At 30.1% G+C, this 15,687-nt stretch carries 18 protein-coding genes and 1 tRNA gene; 11 read left to right on the plus strand and 8 right to left on the minus strand.

What is annotated here, in order from left to right; all coding sequences use genetic code 11:
• Nucleotides 1–14 precede the first annotated feature (14 nt).
• The 10 genes from HYN56_RS09800 (at nucleotide 15) to HYN56_RS09860 (ending at nucleotide 9,189) form a co-directional block, all read left to right on the plus strand.
• Nucleotides 15–455, plus strand: coding sequence for a hypothetical protein (locus HYN56_RS09800; protein ID WP_109192007.1), 441 nt, complete (start codon nucleotides 15–17; stop codon nucleotides 453–455).
• Nucleotides 456–741: 286 nt separating this feature from the next.
• Nucleotides 742–1,761, plus strand: coding sequence for an RHS repeat domain-containing protein (locus tag HYN56_RS09805; protein ID WP_109192008.1), 1,020 nt, complete (start codon nucleotides 742–744; stop codon nucleotides 1,759–1,761).
• A 250-nt stretch (nucleotides 1,762–2,011) separates the two neighbouring features.
• On the plus strand, nucleotides 2,012–2,203 hold the full coding sequence (locus tag HYN56_RS09815) for a hypothetical protein (protein WP_109192010.1): 192 nt from the start codon (nucleotides 2,012–2,014) through the stop codon (nucleotides 2,201–2,203).
• A gap of 276 nt (nucleotides 2,204–2,479) precedes the next feature.
• The gene (locus HYN56_RS09820) at nucleotides 2,480–3,265 is read left to right on the plus strand and encodes a hypothetical protein (RefSeq protein ID WP_109192011.1); all 786 of its coding nucleotides are present in this window, start codon (nucleotides 2,480–2,482) and stop codon (nucleotides 3,263–3,265) included.
• Complete coding sequence (locus tag HYN56_RS09825) at nucleotides 3,265–4,302, plus strand: beta propeller repeat protein (protein ID WP_109192012.1); 1,038 nt, start codon at nucleotides 3,265–3,267, stop codon at nucleotides 4,300–4,302. Before HYN56_RS09820 ends, HYN56_RS09825 begins: the two co-directional genes overlap by 1 nt.
• 172 nt (nucleotides 4,303–4,474) lie before the next feature.
• On the plus strand, nucleotides 4,475–5,101 hold the full coding sequence (locus tag HYN56_RS09830; RefSeq protein WP_109192013.1) for a hypothetical protein: 627 nt from the start codon (nucleotides 4,475–4,477) through the stop codon (nucleotides 5,099–5,101).
• A gap of 10 nt (nucleotides 5,102–5,111) precedes the next feature.
• Entirely contained in the window at nucleotides 5,112–5,534 is a 423-nt protein-coding gene (locus HYN56_RS09835; protein WP_146194582.1) for a hypothetical protein, read from the plus strand.
• Nucleotides 5,535–5,915 carry a hypothetical protein gene (locus HYN56_RS09840; RefSeq protein WP_109192015.1) on the plus strand — a complete coding sequence of 127 codons (381 nt, stop codon included), beginning with the start codon at nucleotides 5,535–5,537 and terminating at the stop codon, nucleotides 5,913–5,915.
• 564 nt (nucleotides 5,916–6,479) lie between these two features.
• Complete coding sequence (locus HYN56_RS09850) at nucleotides 6,480–8,114, plus strand: vitamin K epoxide reductase family protein (protein WP_109192016.1); 1,635 nt, start codon at nucleotides 6,480–6,482, stop codon at nucleotides 8,112–8,114.
• 319 nt (nucleotides 8,115–8,433) lie between these two features.
• Nucleotides 8,434–9,189, plus strand: a complete 756-nt coding sequence (locus HYN56_RS09860) for a GLPGLI family protein (RefSeq protein WP_109192018.1) — start codon at nucleotides 8,434–8,436, stop codon at nucleotides 9,187–9,189.
• Between the two features lie 538 nt (nucleotides 9,190–9,727).
• Here the strand turns inward: HYN56_RS09860 and HYN56_RS09865 are convergent.
• The 6 genes from HYN56_RS09865 to HYN56_RS09895 form a co-directional block, all read right to left on the minus strand.
• A complete protein-coding gene (locus HYN56_RS09865) occupies nucleotides 9,728–9,982 on the minus strand; it encodes a GIY-YIG nuclease family protein (protein WP_109192019.1) in 255 nt (84 codons plus the stop codon).
• A 114-nt stretch (nucleotides 9,983–10,096) separates the two neighbouring features.
• Nucleotides 10,097–10,351 (minus strand): GIY-YIG nuclease family protein, encoded by a 255-nt coding sequence (locus HYN56_RS09870; RefSeq protein WP_109192020.1) that lies wholly within the window; start codon nucleotides 10,349–10,351, stop codon nucleotides 10,097–10,099.
• A 58-nt stretch (nucleotides 10,352–10,409) separates the two neighbouring features.
• A tRNA-Met gene (locus tag HYN56_RS09875) sits at nucleotides 10,410–10,482 on the minus strand.
• A gap of 90 nt (nucleotides 10,483–10,572) precedes the next feature.
• Nucleotides 10,573–11,097, minus strand: coding sequence for a DUF4269 domain-containing protein (locus HYN56_RS09880; RefSeq protein WP_109192021.1), 525 nt, complete (start codon nucleotides 11,095–11,097; stop codon nucleotides 10,573–10,575).
• Nucleotides 11,098–11,101: 4 nt separating this feature from the next.
• Nucleotides 11,102–12,613, minus strand: coding sequence for a glycosyltransferase family 39 protein (locus tag HYN56_RS09885; protein ID WP_109192022.1), 1,512 nt, complete (start codon nucleotides 12,611–12,613; stop codon nucleotides 11,102–11,104).
• A gap of 256 nt (nucleotides 12,614–12,869) precedes the next feature.
• A complete protein-coding gene (locus tag HYN56_RS09895; protein ID WP_109192024.1) occupies nucleotides 12,870–13,418 on the minus strand; it encodes a DUF4494 domain-containing protein in 549 nt (182 codons plus the stop codon).
• Between the two features lie 410 nt (nucleotides 13,419–13,828).
• Here HYN56_RS09895 and HYN56_RS09900 point away from each other — a divergent pair, with 410 nt between their 5' ends.
• Complete coding sequence (locus HYN56_RS09900) at nucleotides 13,829–14,074, plus strand: hypothetical protein (protein ID WP_109192025.1); 246 nt, start codon at nucleotides 13,829–13,831, stop codon at nucleotides 14,072–14,074.
• A gap of 28 nt (nucleotides 14,075–14,102) precedes the next feature.
• Here the strand turns inward: HYN56_RS09900 and HYN56_RS09905 are convergent, their stop codons facing one another.
• Both HYN56_RS09905 and HYN56_RS09910 read right to left on the minus strand, forming a co-directional pair.
• Nucleotides 14,103–15,041, minus strand: coding sequence for a hypothetical protein (locus tag HYN56_RS09905; RefSeq protein ID WP_109194768.1), 939 nt, complete (start codon nucleotides 15,039–15,041; stop codon nucleotides 14,103–14,105).
• 88 nt (nucleotides 15,042–15,129) lie between these two features.
• On the minus strand, nucleotides 15,130–15,672 hold the full coding sequence (locus HYN56_RS09910) for a helix-turn-helix domain-containing protein (RefSeq protein WP_109192026.1): 543 nt from the start codon (nucleotides 15,670–15,672) through the stop codon (nucleotides 15,130–15,132).
• Nucleotides 15,673–15,687 lie beyond the last annotated feature (15 nt).

Genomic DNA, 15,687 nt, shown 5'->3' on the forward strand with positions numbered 1-15,687 from the left:
ATTAAATATTAACAATGAAAAGAATATTAATAATTACGACATTTTTTTTCTGTAAATTGACATATTCGCAAGTGTCATCAGATGAAATTATCAAAAATTTTTTTGCTGAGTATTCAAAAAGTCCATCTAGAGCAGTGGAAAAAATTTACAATACAAATACTTGGACAATGAGGATGACCGATGGGATTGAAGAAATGAAAAATGAAGTTAATAAGCTTACTGTTGATTATGTAGGGAAATATTATGGAAACGAGTTAATAGTAAAAAAACAACTATCAGATAGCTTTATTTTGTACTCCTACATGCTTAAATATGATAGGCAACCAATTAGATTTATTTTTAAGCTGTACAAGCCAAATGATAAATGGATTTTATTTTCATTAAAAATTGATGATTCCTTAGATGATGAAATTGAACAAGCTGCGAAAATTTTTAATTTAAATTTAGATAAATAATTTATTTTTAAGTTGAAAGCATTTTAACGGAGTAAATAATTATACTTCGGGTAATGTTTCAGATTAGGTATTTTTATAAAAAAGTACTGTAAATAGCTGATAAAGAATTAAACGTTAGTGAAATTTACATAAAATTGAGACGACCCGTTGGTCGTCTCTTTTGTTTTTTTGCTTTTAATGAGCCTTAAAATTACAGTACCCAAGTGAAGTTTTACAACCGGTAGAAGAAAACCAAGAACCGTCGGAAGGTTGGCCAAGAAATCCAATTTTCAATGCTCCGGGCGATGTGCCGGGACCACCTGTACAATTTGGACCTCAAGTAGAACCTACCACTGTCAAAGGTGGAGAAGGTTTTACAGGAACGGGAATGCCCGAAAATGATATTTTCTATTTTCATCCTGACCATTTGGGAAGTACTTCGTATATTACAACCAAAAACGGAAGCATAAGTCAGCATGTGGAGTATATTGCTTTTGGAGAGATTTTATTTGAGGAGCATTCATCTAGTTTTTCTTCACCTTATTTGTTTAATGGGAAGGAATTGGATAGGGAGACGAATTTGAGTTATTATGGGGCGAGGTATTTTGATATGAAGACTTCGCTTTGGTTGAGTGGAGATAAATACAGTGAAAATGATTTAAGTATTGGTAGTTATGTATATTCGTTTAATAATCCCATAAGATTTGTTGATCCAGATGGAAACTGGCCTGATTTACCTAGTTGGAAAGATGTTAAAAAGTCTTATAATGAGGCTAAAAAGTCTACTGCTAACTATATATCACATCAAAGAGAAAAAATTAAAGGAGATCTTAAAAATATTAAAAGAGAACTTTATAACGGAAAAGGTTGGGATGATACTGTTAAGGATGTCAAGAAAATTGGGCATGATATCAAAAAATGGAGTAAAGAAAATAAAGATGGTCTTTTAAAAATTGCGAAAGTAATGCAAAAAACAGGAGATGCTACAACAACAGTTGGATTAGTAGGAGCAGCTGCAGGAGCACCATTTGCAGGTGTCGGAGCTGCACCAGGTCTTGCAGTTGCTGGTTATGGAGGAACAGTTAGTACTATAGGTTCGGTTCTAGAAATTGGGGTCAAATTCATAACAGATGATGATGAAGCAACTAAAGATTTGGGAGTTTTTCTTGTTAGTAAAGGATCTGAAGCAGCAGTAAATAAAATATTACCTGGTGCCGGTACTGAAGCTTCGCAAGCTATTAAGGAAGCTGCTAAAGTTTCGAGAGAAATAATAAAAGGAGAAGTTGGAAACGCTGCTAAAGGAGCGGCAAAAGAAGTTGTTAAATAATTTAAATAAATTTTTAATATGAATTATAAATATTTATTGTATAGTGTGTTATTCCTTATAGGAGCATTTTTATATCACAAATTTAATAAATGGTCTTTAAAAGATCGAGATGGAAATAAAAACCCAGATATATATTCAAAACCTCAAACTAACCTACAAAATTTTAATAGTTGGGCTATTATTTTTTGTCTTGTATTGGCTTCAATAATATATTTTTTTAAATCAATAGGATAGTTTTAAAGAGAATTTTATGATGATATATGAAAAATTTAGATGGATTTTAGCACCTGCTGTATTTATTTTTATTGGTTTGATTATGAAATTTTCAAATAATGAAAAGCAATTTGGTTTGATTTTAAAATATAATAAGTTTTGGTTAGTGTTAATTATCATTGGCGTTTTATTATTTGGAATAAGGTTGTATATGTTTTTAAAAAGTTAAAAATTTGATATTTCTAGAATAATTATTTTGTAGAATCTGAAATTCAATTAACAAAATAGAATAGCAATTCACTATTTATGAAACAAAGGCAATTCATATAGAATTGCCTTTGTTTTTTCAAGCTTCGTCAGAATGAAAATTATCACTAACCAAAAATGGCTCTATTTCACAACATGTAGAGTATATTGCATTTGGGGAAGTTTTGTTTGAGGAGCATTTAAGTTCTTTTCTTCACCTTATTTATTTAATGGAAAAGAATTAGATAGGGAGACAAATTTGAGTTATTACGGAGCCAGGTATTTGGATATGAAGACTTCGTTGTGGTTGAATACCGATCCTTTGATGGAGAAATATCCAAATTACTCAGCTTATAACCTCTGTTTCAATAATCCTCTAGTCTTTATAGATTCTGACGGATTGGATCCTACTCCTTTCTTTAGGAATTTACTTGGACATACTGGCTATTATGCCTGGCGGGCAAGAGATTTTATGAGACAAAATCCAGGTAAACCCGTGCCTGATTATTATATGGGATACGGACACAAATACATTAATCGTTTTACAACTGAAACCAACAAAACAATGTCGAGTTCAGGTAAGACTTGGTTAAAAGAGGCTCGTAAAAACTTGCAAGTGGCAATTGAAGACAGATTAGATCCAAAGAAATATAAAGATGCAAATACTATTGAATTGAATAATGATAAATTTAGATCTTTCGCTTTTGATTCCCACGTTGATGCATATTGGAATGAAAATGGGAAAGTACCATTGTATACATTAGGAGCAGTTGATTTGACAAAAATATTGCTAACACCAGATGTTAAAGACTTAGCAAGTGCAGATGGATTGCGTCAGGTAAAAGATATGATGGGTAAGTTTATAAAGGAAAAACCTAAAGATTTATTACGTATTTTGGGCGATGCTTATGATAATATGGACACAATTCAAACCCTGATGGAAAATAAAGCAAAGAAAGAAGGAGTGCCTGTAGATGAAATTAAAAGGATTTTGAATCCATTATTAATACTTATCCCAGGTAAAGAACAAAAAAAGACTGATTAATGAAAAAACTATTAATGTGCTTATTAGTAATGCTAATAGCGATAGGATGTAAAGATTTTAACGAAAATAATTTAAAGGTTGAAATCATTGATTTTAACGGAATGAAAGGTAAATCGGAGTATATGTACTTTATAAATCCGAAAGAAGGTTATTCATTTAATTATATTACAGAATCGAAAGAGCAGACAGAAGAACAATTAAATGACCCTGATTTTTTTCCTGAATCTACAGATATAGCTAGTATTTATAAAACTACAGATGGTGGTCAAAATTGGAAAAAAGTTACTTCTATTGAAAACAGAAAGTTTTTTAATAGAGTTTTAGTGTTTCAAAATGCTGTCTACATAACATCGAATGATTTTTATAATAAAAAGGTTTTTATTGTAAAGTTTAATGTTTTAACCGATAAAATTGAATTTGAAAAAGAATTTCCTGTTATAGGAGGAATATATGACGATAAATCGGATATATATATTCAGACTGAAAAAGGTAGTTCAGTTACAAAATTTGATAAAAATTTAATCAAAAAAGGCGAAATGCCAATTGATATTGGAAATGACGCTGTTTTTTTAAATAATAAATTATTTTCTATTTTAAGAAATAAAGATGGAAATTCTTATTTACGTCAATATAGTAAAGAAAACATTAAAAGTGTAGAGACACTAATCCAGCCTGAAAATATTGTAAAACAGAACAACGATAAAATTATAATTGCAGGAAACAACAAAACGAATAATAAAAAAATTAGTTTAATTAGCTACGATGTAAAATCAGAGAATACACAAGACTTAAAGGAATTCGATGGCTATACTATTGTACAAGGTTTGCAGAGCAACGACAAAGTAATATGTGGTCTTGTAGGGAATATAGAGGGAACATTTACATCTTATGATTTGTTTTATAGTTTAGATAAAGGTAAAACCTGGCAAATACAGAAACTTACAGAGAATAGTTATATACGTCCCAGTGTATTAATAGATGACATATTGTATATTTTCAGTGGAGGCAACCGAATACAAAAAATTTCATTTAACTAAAAAAGGATAGTTTTTCAGATTAGTATTTTTTTAAAATAACAATTATACTCTTCATTCTAAAAAGAATTCCTTACAAAAAGCTTCTCAATCCCAAAAAAACTTTTGAGATTGAGAAGTTCGTTTGTGCAGTAACGGAGAAAGAAAAGGTAGTTGTAAATAAACTTCTCGAATAATGGAAAATAACAATCTCGAAAAATTTAAGATAAAAGTATTCAATACTTTAAAAAAGAAAAATGAACTCAGGTATTTGGATTACGAAATTGATCTTTCAAAAAACCGAAGTAGATTTAATTTTGGTAATGATATTTATTTAGAGTTTGATCATAAAATATTTGTTTATTATAAAGAAGAAGAAGTTTTAAATAACTCGGGCTATGGTAAAAGACAATACCTAAGTCGCGAAAATACCCTTAGAGAGTTTGACAGTATAGAAGATGCTTTTGATTATATAGAATATCTACAAAATATTATCGCCTGTAAGCAGCTGGAGCAATTTTTTTATTTTGAATTTAAAGTAAGAAATCAGTCCTTGTTTCAGAATTTTTCATTCAAGATAGTAAACAACAAAAGTACTGATGATTATATTATCAGGATAGATAGTTCGGGATCAGATTTTTACATTGTAATTTGTTTTTTTGCCACATATGAATTTAAAGTTGATTTTACACCGACTGATGAAAATTGGGTCAAACATAAAATAAAGAGATATAATCATATTGATGATTTAATTGCCAATTTGGAATGTTTTACTTCTTATGATTTAATTACAATTGAAGAATCAGGAAGAGATATGTTTTAAAAATGAGTTTATGAAGTACATAATGATTATTGTTCTTTTTTCTATCGTATCATGCAAAAACAAAGATCAGAATATTGGTGTAGCTGATTCTTATATGTTGACAGAAAAACATATTTCAGAAGATTGTAGTGCTTATCAAATGCGTTTTAAGAAAGGAGATTATATGTTTAATTTTGCATTATCAGGTACTTGCAAAAAACTTACAATGAAAGATTATACAAATGAATATTCTATGTATTTAGATCTTTATAAAGATAGTTTGATTGTAAAAAAAGGATCTATTTTGATACAGTATTATGGTATTGAAGGTGATACTAAAAAATTTCAGGATTCTATAATAGCTATAACAAAAAGAAATTTTAAGACAAATGTATCTGTTGTAGAGTCAGGAAATGAATTCTTTAGAATTAAAGTAGATAATTTTTCTAAATAGATGAATAATAATCGGAATAAAAAAAATATAAATCCTATCAGTCAAGAAAAAACAACTGTTAAAGATTATTTTAAATTAGGTGTTATATTAGCTATTATAATACTCTTTTTTGTATGGATTGGTGTGTATCTCATTGAAGAAAAATCAGATGAGGTTCAATATATCCGGGAAGATTATACTATTACAAAAGGTATAATAACTGATATAACCTTATATAAAGGGAAATCAGTTACTGTTAAATATTTAGTCAATGGTAAGATATATAAAGAATCTGACGGGATAGATAAAAAAATGACTAAAGTAAGAGGAGATTCCATAAATATAAAATACTCTAACAAAAAACCAGAATTAATGATCAGTGAGTACAATTGGGACTATTAGAAGTGCGCTGGATTATTTAAATGGATTTCTAAGTTTAGGACACGGATTTGGCGATTTATGTTTTTTAATATTTAGTGTTGTGATTTTATTCATAATTACGAATATTTTCTTTATTAATAAATTTGACTCAAATAAAAATTTACTTAGTACTAATTTTGGAATACTTCTTATTTTAATGTCAATACTAATTTTGATATTAAAATTTGCCACATTAAAAAGATCAGAATAATAAAGATTAACTCTTTTAGTAATTTATTGCGAGAAGATCATGAGAGCTAAATCTTTCAATTAAATTGGAAGTAAATCCAGTATGATTTTTCTTGAATTTTTCAGAATAAAGAATGTAAACAACATATTCTTCCATACTACAATATGTTATAAACAACAAATTTGTAGCGGGAAGCAATTCAATTATCTAACCAAATTATCGAAGATTTTTGTAAGATTATTGGATTGGCTTCTTAATTTGCTCCTATAAGAATTCTAATAAAGTAAAAAATAACTTATAATTTAATTTTAAATAGAAAGAAAATGATTACATTTGATTTTATTTATTAGGAAATTATGAATGATCAATCTCATTACAGTTTTATGTTTTCTTATTTAGAGAAAGAAGGTATTAATATTGATTTTAAGGAATTTGCATTTCAACTTAATACTCATCCTGATTTCCCTTCCCTTTATGCTTTTAGTGATACTCTCAAGTTTTTTAAGATTGATAATATTGCAGCCAGTATAGAAAATAAAAACATAGACTATCTACCTGGAATGTTTGTAGCTTTATTGCAAGAGGATAATCAGGCTCCTTTTTTGTCATTTATAGAAAAATCGAATGATCGTTACATATGCAGTAATGAAAACTATAGGAAATCTGTAGATGAAAAGGAATTTCTTCATATCTGGAAAAATATAGTTTTGGTTGTTGAAAAAGCTGAAGACAAATTGATTTACAATCCAAAAAGAAAAATTGCGATAAAACAATTTACTTTAATATTACTGTTTTTTGTAGTATTCGCGATAACTCTGGGATTTAAAATGTCTTCTTTGTACAACATTTATATAATTTTAGGTTTAGCCGGGGTATACTTATCTACAGAAACATTAAGGCAATTTTTTGGAGGTAATTCTTCTTTTGCAAAAGCAGTTTGCAATTCTAATTCGTCAGCAATATCAAACTGTAAAACTGTAATCACGTCAAAAAAAACTTTTAATTTATTCAGTTTAGAATTAAGCGATCTGAGTATTATTTTTTTTGTTGGTCAGTTATTATCTTTTTTTTTAATGGAAATTGGAGGTATGATTGACTATTATTCATTTTATCTTTTGGTATCTTTAACTTTAACCTTACCTGTAGTTATTTATTCTATCTATTACCAGAATTTTATTGAAAAAAAATGGTGTGCCATCTGCCTTATGATAATAAGTGTTTTAATATTGGAGGCTGTTACTTTAGCTGCTGTTTTAAATATCCCTAATCACAGCATTTTTAATTGGATCCCTTTTATGCTTTTTTTCTCTGGATTTATAATTTCGATAGTAATTTGGACCAATCTAAAACCATTTATAAAAGATTTTATTGCATTGAAAGCCTTAAACATAGAACTGTTTCGTTTTAAACGAAATTATCCATTGTTCAAAATGGCTCTTCAATCCTCTAAAAATTATGAATATTATACTTTGGAGTCTGCTATAATTGTTGGCAATCCAAATGCAGGCCTGAAACTAAGTTTGGTAACTAATCCGTTCTGCGGTTATTGCTCAAAGACGCATGAACTTATCGAGACGCTTGTGTTTAAATATCCTAAAGATATTTTGGTAAATTTTCGGTTTAACCTTGATGACAGTGCCGATGAACTATCAAAAGCATTACATTATACCCTTATTGATATTTACTTTAAAGAAGGACAGTTTGCATTTATGGATGTAATTGGAAATTGGTTTAAAAATAAAAATCTTGATGCTTTTTTTGAAAAATATGGAAAAAAAAATTATGCTGATAATAAAATATCTGGATTTCTTAGTAAAATGTACCAACAGAATAAAGATAATGAATTAATGTTCACTCCAGCAATTATCATTAACAATAATTTATTTCCAGAAATGTATAATAGAGAAGATTTAGTCTATTTCATAAATGAATTGATTGACGATGAGGAATTAATTGTAAATGACTATAAACAATTGCAGAAAATAAAATAATAATATACAAAAATAAATGTAAAAAATTATTAATTAATATATCACGATTATGGAAAATTTAAAGTTTTTAAAAGGAGTTGAAATTCTTACAAAAGAACAGCAACGGAGCATTAACGGAGGGGCTGTTGGAGGCGGCTGCGGTGGACCTCTAGTATGTTTACCATTTGCCTGTATATGCGGTCCTGAAGGCACTAATCTCGCCAAAAATTGCTGTCCCGGCTATATTTGTCGAAAAGCAGATAATGATCCAAATATAGGGGTTTGTCTTTCGGCTTAGGGTTTATAAATAATATAAACAATAACTTGTTAAATTAAATTTATGATAAAGTTTCGTTTATTATTAGGTATTCTTTTTAGTGTTATTACAATAAATGCTCAAAGTTTTCAGGGAAAAGTAGTGTATAAAAGTATAGCACTTGATAAGGAACGTTATTTAAATCAATTGGCAGACTTTAGCATTTCTCCATCAAAAAAGGCTGAGCTTCAGGAATCAATTTCAATTTTGGAACGTATGTTTGAAAATTCATATGAACTGATCTTTAATAAAAGTTTATCGAAATTCAAAAAAAAAGCAAAAATTGGTAGTGACGGGAAAGAAGATATTTCTGCTATGTCATCTACTATTTACAAAGACTTTGATAAACACATATATTATGAAGACAAGGAAATTGTAGGCGATAATTTTTTAATATGTGATAGTCTGCCAAAATATGATTGGAAGGTATCTACCGAAGTAAAAAAAATTGGAAAGTATACTTGTAGTAAAGCAAATTTTACCAATTCTATTATTCGATATAAAAGAATTCCCAGTCCAAATGGAGGATTTGAGACAAAGCCTGAGACAGAGGTAATATCAGGGGAAGCATGGTATGCTGCTGAAATACCTGTCAGTAATGGTCCTGATAGATTTCATGGACTTCCAGGATTAATTCTTGAAGTAACTTATAACCAAGGAAAATCAAAAATGATTTGTACCGAAATTGAAATAAATAATGACCAGAAGCAAAAAATTGAGCTGCCTACTGATAAAAAAGCAATTTCGGAAGAACAATATTGGAAAGAAAAGGATATGTAGCTTGATGAATAATGTAGTATTTATCCAAGATATGACTTTTAGGTGGCACTTCTTCCAAGGATAATGTATCAGATGGGTAGCGTTACAGATTAGGTCTTTTTTATAATGTAACTATGTAATGAGCTGAAAAAGAATATAAAATTTTAATCATTAAATAAAAAAGAGGCGGCTCGTCGTCTCTTTCGTTATTATCTTTAATAAGCCTTAAAATGCTTTTGCTTTAGCGTTTCAAATTAGATAATGGAAAATATATGGATGAGCTAATGAAATTTGAAGTAAAGTTAGGAGTACAATTTTACTCTCATTGTAAATTCTCTTCTTCTTTCTTTGTTTAAATTGTCTCAAAACATAATCATTTATTTTTATCCGATTACTCCAATATTTAGACAACGATAGCGCAGATTTTTAATCTGTGTCCGCAAAGAGAATCAGAAAAAGGTAAAAACAAAAAAAGCTCCAGATTTCTCTGAAGCTTTGTCTTAGTAGCGGGAACAGGACTCGAACCTGTGTCCGCCGTGGCGGATATGCCCCCGACATATTAAATTTTAGAAATAAGATTTTTAATAAATTCTCTTCCCACACCAGTTTTTAAGTATTTTTCTCTTTTCATTGCCTCAGATTTTGAGTTGAAAAATTCAACATAAATTACAACCCAAGGTCTAAATTTGAGAGTATAACCTTTTTTTTCAAGAAGATTATGTGATTTAAATCTTTCAATTAAATTGGAAGTAAATCCAGTATAGTTTTTCTTGAATTTTTCAGAATAAAGAATGTAAACAACAAATTCTTCCATATTGCAATATATTATAAACAAAAAAAAAACACCACTTGTAGTAAGTGGTGTTTTGGTTGTAGCGGGAACAGGACTCGAACCTGTGTCCGCCGTGGCGGATATGCCCCCGACATATTAAATTTTAGAAATAAGATTTTTAATAAATTCTCTTCCCACACCAGTTTTTAAGTATTTTTCTCTTTTCATTGCCTCAGATTTTGAGTTGAAAAATTCAACATAAATTACAACCCAAGGTCTAAATTTGAGAGTATAACCTTTTTTTTCAAGAAGATTATGTGATTTAAATCTTTCAATTAAATTGGAAGTAAATCCAGTATAGTTTTTCTTGAATTTTTCAGAATAAAGAATATAGACAACAAATTCATCCATAATACAAATTGTTATAAATGAAAAAAACACCAGCTTTTTCAAGTGGTGTTTTTGCTAGTAGCGGGAACAGGACTCGAACCTGTGACCTTCGGGTTATGAGCCCGACGAGCTGCCTACTGCTCTATCCCGCGATGTTTCGGGTGCAAAGATACACACTAAATACGGTTATGCAAACAATTTTTGTACTTTATTTTTTATATTTTTGAGAAGTGCTGTTTTTTCTAGATTTCAAAATCCAGTAATTCCTGGTAAACATTCCCCTTTAAGCCTAATAATAAGCCGAATGCGGGTTCGGTTTTTATCCCTTTTTCTTTGAGTCTGATAATTTCCAATCGAAAATTTTGGTCTTTTGAAAGTAGGATTTTATTTTCAATAACCATGTGTTTATATCCATTTTGAAGTTCGGTTGGAATATTCTGTCCAAAGATTTCTATTTCAAAAACGTCAAGAAAGAAGTTTGCAACAACCGATTCCCGATCATCAATCAAAACTTCCCTGATTGTAAAATTCATTTCTTTTCCAAAAAGTTGCTTAACTATCTCAATAAAATCCAGTTTGTTTTTCCAGTAACAAATAATATCAAGATCACTGTTTTCAATATCAATATGTATTGGAATAGTTCCTACGAGAATAGGATCAAAATCAGCTAAACTTTCTAAAACTTTGTATTTCGTCAAAACCTCAAAAGCCAATTGTTGTTTTTGATTTCCTGTTTTTAAATACGCTAAATTCTTGAAATCGGTCATTTTGTTAATCCTTATAATTTTTTTCTTTGGCAATTTCCTGCTCTAATCTTTTGTTGATATTGACTTTGGCATTCGTAAAAACAAAAATAGTCGTTCCGTATTCTCTCGCATATTTATTGGTAATCTGCCCCCCAACAAAAGCCTTTTCAAAAAACGGGCTTGTTGTTTTAAATTCGTCACTGTTTTCTTCAAAATTTTTAACGCGAATTAAGTTTTTGTAGTACACATTCAAATCAAACCAATTCACATAATCGGCATTGAAAGAAACGGCTTTAATTCCTTTTTTGGTATAATAATTTATAGCTCCGGCCTGACCGTAATTGTCGCAAAGTACCAAAGTATTTTCTGTTTTTGGAAACAAAGCATAAATCGAATCAGTTTTGCGGGCAAGTTCTTTCCAGCCCAGCATATCGGCAAAATCTTGTGCTAAGTCGTGTTCTTTTCCGTCTTCCCAACGGTGTGTTTCTAATTTTTCGGCAACCAATTGTTCCGGACTTCTATTCGGAAAAGCCATGAAATACATCGGAATAAAAAACAACAATGGAAGCGCAATAAATACAGGTTTTAAAAAGCGTTTCCATCCATTCTGTAAAACGTCTGAAAGAAATACTGACCCGAAAGCAATGTATATGGGATACAAGCCAATGGCATAATAAGATTTCGCTTTGAAGTACAAAAAGATAACCAAAGTGAAAATGATCGAACCAAAAAAGAATCGGTATTTCTCAAATGGTTTGTAAAATAACAACGCATACAAAGAAGCCAGAATTACAAAAAAACTTCCAATAAAAAATAAAACCTGTTCTTTTAAGAATCCTGCTCGTTCAACATTCACCAACTGTGTTTCTGCCAGTTCTTTCATATGATGCACTATCGGAAAGTGATTTCTGTACTGCCATAAAAGATTCGGAATTATAAAAAGAAATCCCATAATCAAAGCAAAATAGAGTTCTTTTTTAACTAATATTTTTCGCTGATTCGAAAGTAAAATAGCAGGAATTAATCCCAGTAACAAAAACAAAATGTTGTATTTATTCAGAAAACCAAATGCAAAAACAAAAGCGCCTAAATAGAGCCAGTTGTTTTTTTCTGAAGTGATGTACTGAATCAGAATATAATAAAATAGCGTCCAGCACAAAACGTCAAGTGAGTTTGGCTGATAAAGCATATTAAGACGCAACAAAGAAGAAAAAACAATGCCCAATGCGCCAAGAATTAGAGCATAAAGATTTCCTTTTAAAAGCTCAATAGTTTTCCAGACAACCAAAAGTGTCAAAGCACCAAAAAGGGCAGGGAAGAACTTAATCCAGAAAACCGAATTACCCAGTACTAAAATAAGACACGAAAACCAGGAAGTTACAGGTGGAACCGATAAATATCCCCACGCCAAGTGATGCGCCTGATCCAGATGCAGGTATTCGTCTCGTTGTAAATCATATTCAGGACTAATTAAAACATATTGTAAAACAAATTTTAGAAGTATAAACCCAATTAAAATCAGTGTCTTTTTGTTCATGAAGTTTTTGGTTTTAAGCGTAAGTGGTTTGGTTTCAGTTAAAAGTATAACGAATATAAAATTTATTTTGATTGAAAGGCTGAATCTGAGTTTGTTATTTGAAAACCGGCAGAATTTCGTCAAGAAATTTTTAGCATTTAGACTAGGTGCATTTATGCAAGTGAAATGCCTTTTAACGTAAAGTAAATTCTATTTTTCTATGTGTTTAAATATAAAACAAAAAAGCTCCAGATTGCTCTGAAGCTTTTGTTGAATTTTATTCCTCTGTTGCCGTTTCAAATTCCATGTGGTCGATCATTTCGACTTCTGGTTTATCTGGTTTTGAAGCTTTTAGGGCATTAAATCTTTCCAGCATTTCAGTTTCTCCTTCTTCACCACTGAAATAAGGGAAAACATCCATAATTGGTGTTTCTGAAATAGATGGAATAGAATATTCACCCATTGTATTTTTCATTATGTGAAGTGTGTTGTCGTAAGCTTCGCGAACATCGTTTGCCTGAACAAGCATATACATACTCGTTTTTCTTTCCTTGCCGCTTTCTTCATCATAAGCAATTAATGTAATTTTAGACTTGAACCATCTGTCAGCATTTTCAAAAGGATGAATTTCGGCATAATTTGCTACTTTTATAGCTGTGATTTTAAATTCTTCACTAGTATAAGCGGCCATTTCTTCGGTCATTCTTTTTTCTGCTTCTGTATAAGACAAAGCATCGACCAAATAAGGTTCGGTTAAAACTTTTTGTCCGCCGGTTTCGTCTGTTTTTCTATATTTTACTTTGCATTCGTACCAAATTGCGCTCATTTTCTTCTAAATTTTAAGGATGCCAAAGATAAATCATACTGCAAAATAAATAGTTAAATATCGAAATAGATATTCACAATTTTATATAGTTTTTGGTAACGTTTTGAGGTTCTGTAAGTTATCTTTTTTACTTCAAAAAAGCTTTGTAATCTTTGTCATTCTTTTAGAATTCTCTGAAAAAATAAAATAAAAGTTGAGTGTAATTTGTTGTATTTCAATGCTTTGTTTGTAGAGTTTTAAAAATGATAAAAAAAAATAATTTAGCTTAAAACCAAATGGTCAATTTGAACGTAAGTGTGGGAAGATAGTGGTCGGGAATGAGGTAAATTCGAATGATAATTAGTTTTTGGAACATACTGAATCTTACCGCATTTCTGGCTACTATTTTTTATGAATTTTAAGAATACTACATGACAGGAAAATTAAACGTTCAGAGATTAAAAGAAACTTTAGATTACTTACAAAGCAAACAGCGTGAGTTAAACAGACAAGGTGAAAATGATACGAGAAGTATCGAATCCATGATTAAATATCTTAAAAAAGACATGCTGGATCAATACAATTTGGCAGATCATCATTTGTCCATCAAACAGGAAATCAAAGACACCGAAACGTTTATACAAAACGTCAAAAGTATTATTGATATCAACTCTTAAACTTTATTTTATAGAAAGAAAACTACTTTTATTCCAGTTTGTATTTTTCGTTTTTACAATCCAGAACGAGTTTGTGATGGAGGAAAAGTTTATTCCCAATCATTCCCTGCATTCCGGAACGTTTCATTAAAAATTTTTGAAGTTCAGAAGTGCCTTCGATATAAGTAACTTCAGAAAGGTCTAAGACTAGATTTCCAAACTGTATTTTCTTTTTCGCGGAAGCGGAATAAACATCCAGCATATTTCCCCAGGAATTTCCTTTTTCGATTTTCAGCGGACTATTTTTGATTTTGTATTGTTTCCAGATTTCCTTTTGTGTAATCAATTCGTAACCGCTACTTCCGGTATCATATAGCAGTTTCAATTCCTGATTTTCAATTTTTGACGGAATCAGTATTTTACGTTTTTTGAATTCAAAAGCGGTAAAATCTTTTTCTTTTATCTGCTCAAGAAAAGAACATTTATTGTTTTTAAAATCTAAAATAGTGATTCGTTTTTCGAGTAAATCAGTTCCAATTGTGCCAATTATATTTTCTGCATTTAGATTATCAAAATCAACATTACTTCCATAGTTTAAAACCTGAAAAGTAGTCGAATTAATCTTCATATTTCCAATTGTAAAAGCAGTTGAAATTTGTTTCTTTTCGGAATCAGTTTTGATTGGATTCGGAAATTTTTCAGAAATTGATTCTAATGATTTTTTATAAAAAACAGTAATTGGCGAACCGGAATCAAACTGCATATAAAAGGTTTTGTCGATTCCGTTAATTTGTACCGGGATCAGTAAAGCTTCATGCTGATTTTCATTACTCGAAATCCATTTTATTGCAATATTTTCTGCTGTTCCTGAAACGTTCAGATAATTCTCCGGCGGTGCGAATTTGTTTTGGAAATAAAAATATCCTCCTAATAAGGATAAAACGATAATCGTTAAAATAATAACGGCAACTTTCTTAAATAGTTTCATGATTGATTTTTTTTGCAACATTCGGATTTAGCTTCCGATTTTCGTGCAAAAACAATGCGACATTTTTACGTCAGTTTTATGACTCTGGTTATAAGAAGTTGTGTTTTAGTTTGATAGCTAATGTTTGGTCTTGATTCAGACTAATGCCATTCAGAACTACAATTACCAGTTTCAAACCCAGAATTGTAATTAACGGAATAAGAAAAAGAGGAAATTTTATCAAAAAAGCACGTTGAATAAACGGACTTAGAATCAATAAAAAGGAAAGTATAAGACTTAGAAAAATTTGAATGGTGATGATTTGTTTTCCTAATTCACGGTTTTTATGATCTTTGGTTTTGTAAGTTAAAATTAAAGGAAAAATGATACTTCCAAACGGAATAATAAGTCCCATTAAAGCTGAAAGATTGATGATTTTGGCTCTTTCTACTTCGCTTTTTTCATTTTTCTTTTTGATGAGGTTTTCCGGTTCTGTTTCCAGAGACTGAGCAAGAGTTTTGAGTGTAAATCCTTTTAGAATACTTCCGGCTTCGATTCTCTGGATTGTTCTTAACGAAAGTCCCGATTTTTCGGCCAGTTCATTTTGAGTCATGTTTTGGTTTTCTCTCAAAATTTTTACGTTGTTCTTCATGTTTTAGGATTGGCA

The organism is Flavobacterium crocinum (genome assembly GCF_003122385.1).
GTDB classification, from domain to species: domain Bacteria; phylum Bacteroidota; class Bacteroidia; order Flavobacteriales; family Flavobacteriaceae; genus Flavobacterium; species Flavobacterium crocinum.

Coding starts and splice junctions, on each gene's coding strand:
- HYN56_RS09800 (WP_109192007.1), top strand. CDS start 15: ATGAAAAGAATATTAATAATTACGACATTTTTTTTCTGTAAATTGACA.
- HYN56_RS09815 (WP_109192010.1), top strand. CDS start 2,012: ATGATGATATATGAAAAATTTAGATGGATTTTAGCACCTGCTGTATTT.
- HYN56_RS09825 (WP_109192012.1), top strand. CDS start 3,265: ATGAAAAAACTATTAATGTGCTTATTAGTAATGCTAATAGCGATAGGA.
- HYN56_RS09830 (WP_109192013.1), top strand. CDS start 4,475: ATGGAAAATAACAATCTCGAAAAATTTAAGATAAAAGTATTCAATACT.
- HYN56_RS09835 (WP_146194582.1), top strand. CDS start 5,112: ATGAAGTACATAATGATTATTGTTCTTTTTTCTATCGTATCATGCAAA.
- HYN56_RS09840 (WP_109192015.1), top strand. CDS start 5,535: ATGAATAATAATCGGAATAAAAAAAATATAAATCCTATCAGTCAAGAA.
- HYN56_RS09850 (WP_109192016.1), top strand. CDS start 6,480: ATGAATGATCAATCTCATTACAGTTTTATGTTTTCTTATTTAGAGAAA.
- HYN56_RS09860 (WP_109192018.1), top strand. CDS start 8,434: ATGATAAAGTTTCGTTTATTATTAGGTATTCTTTTTAGTGTTATTACA.
- HYN56_RS09865 (WP_109192019.1), bottom strand. CDS start 9,982: ATGGAAGAATTTGTTGTTTACATTCTTTATTCTGAAAAATTCAAGAAA.
- HYN56_RS09870 (WP_109192020.1), bottom strand. CDS start 10,351: ATGGATGAATTTGTTGTCTATATTCTTTATTCTGAAAAATTCAAGAAA.
- HYN56_RS09880 (WP_109192021.1), bottom strand. CDS start 11,097: ATGACCGATTTCAAGAATTTAGCGTATTTAAAAACAGGAAATCAAAAA.
- HYN56_RS09885 (WP_109192022.1), bottom strand. CDS start 12,613: ATGAACAAAAAGACACTGATTTTAATTGGGTTTATACTTCTAAAATTT.
- HYN56_RS09895 (WP_109192024.1), bottom strand. CDS start 13,418: ATGAGCGCAATTTGGTACGAATGCAAAGTAAAATATAGAAAAACAGAC.
- HYN56_RS09900 (WP_109192025.1), top strand. CDS start 13,829: ATGACAGGAAAATTAAACGTTCAGAGATTAAAAGAAACTTTAGATTAC.
- HYN56_RS09905 (WP_109194768.1), bottom strand. CDS start 15,041: ATGAAACTATTTAAGAAAGTTGCCGTTATTATTTTAACGATTATCGTT.
- HYN56_RS09910 (WP_109192026.1), bottom strand. CDS start 15,672: ATGAAGAACAACGTAAAAATTTTGAGAGAAAACCAAAACATGACTCAA.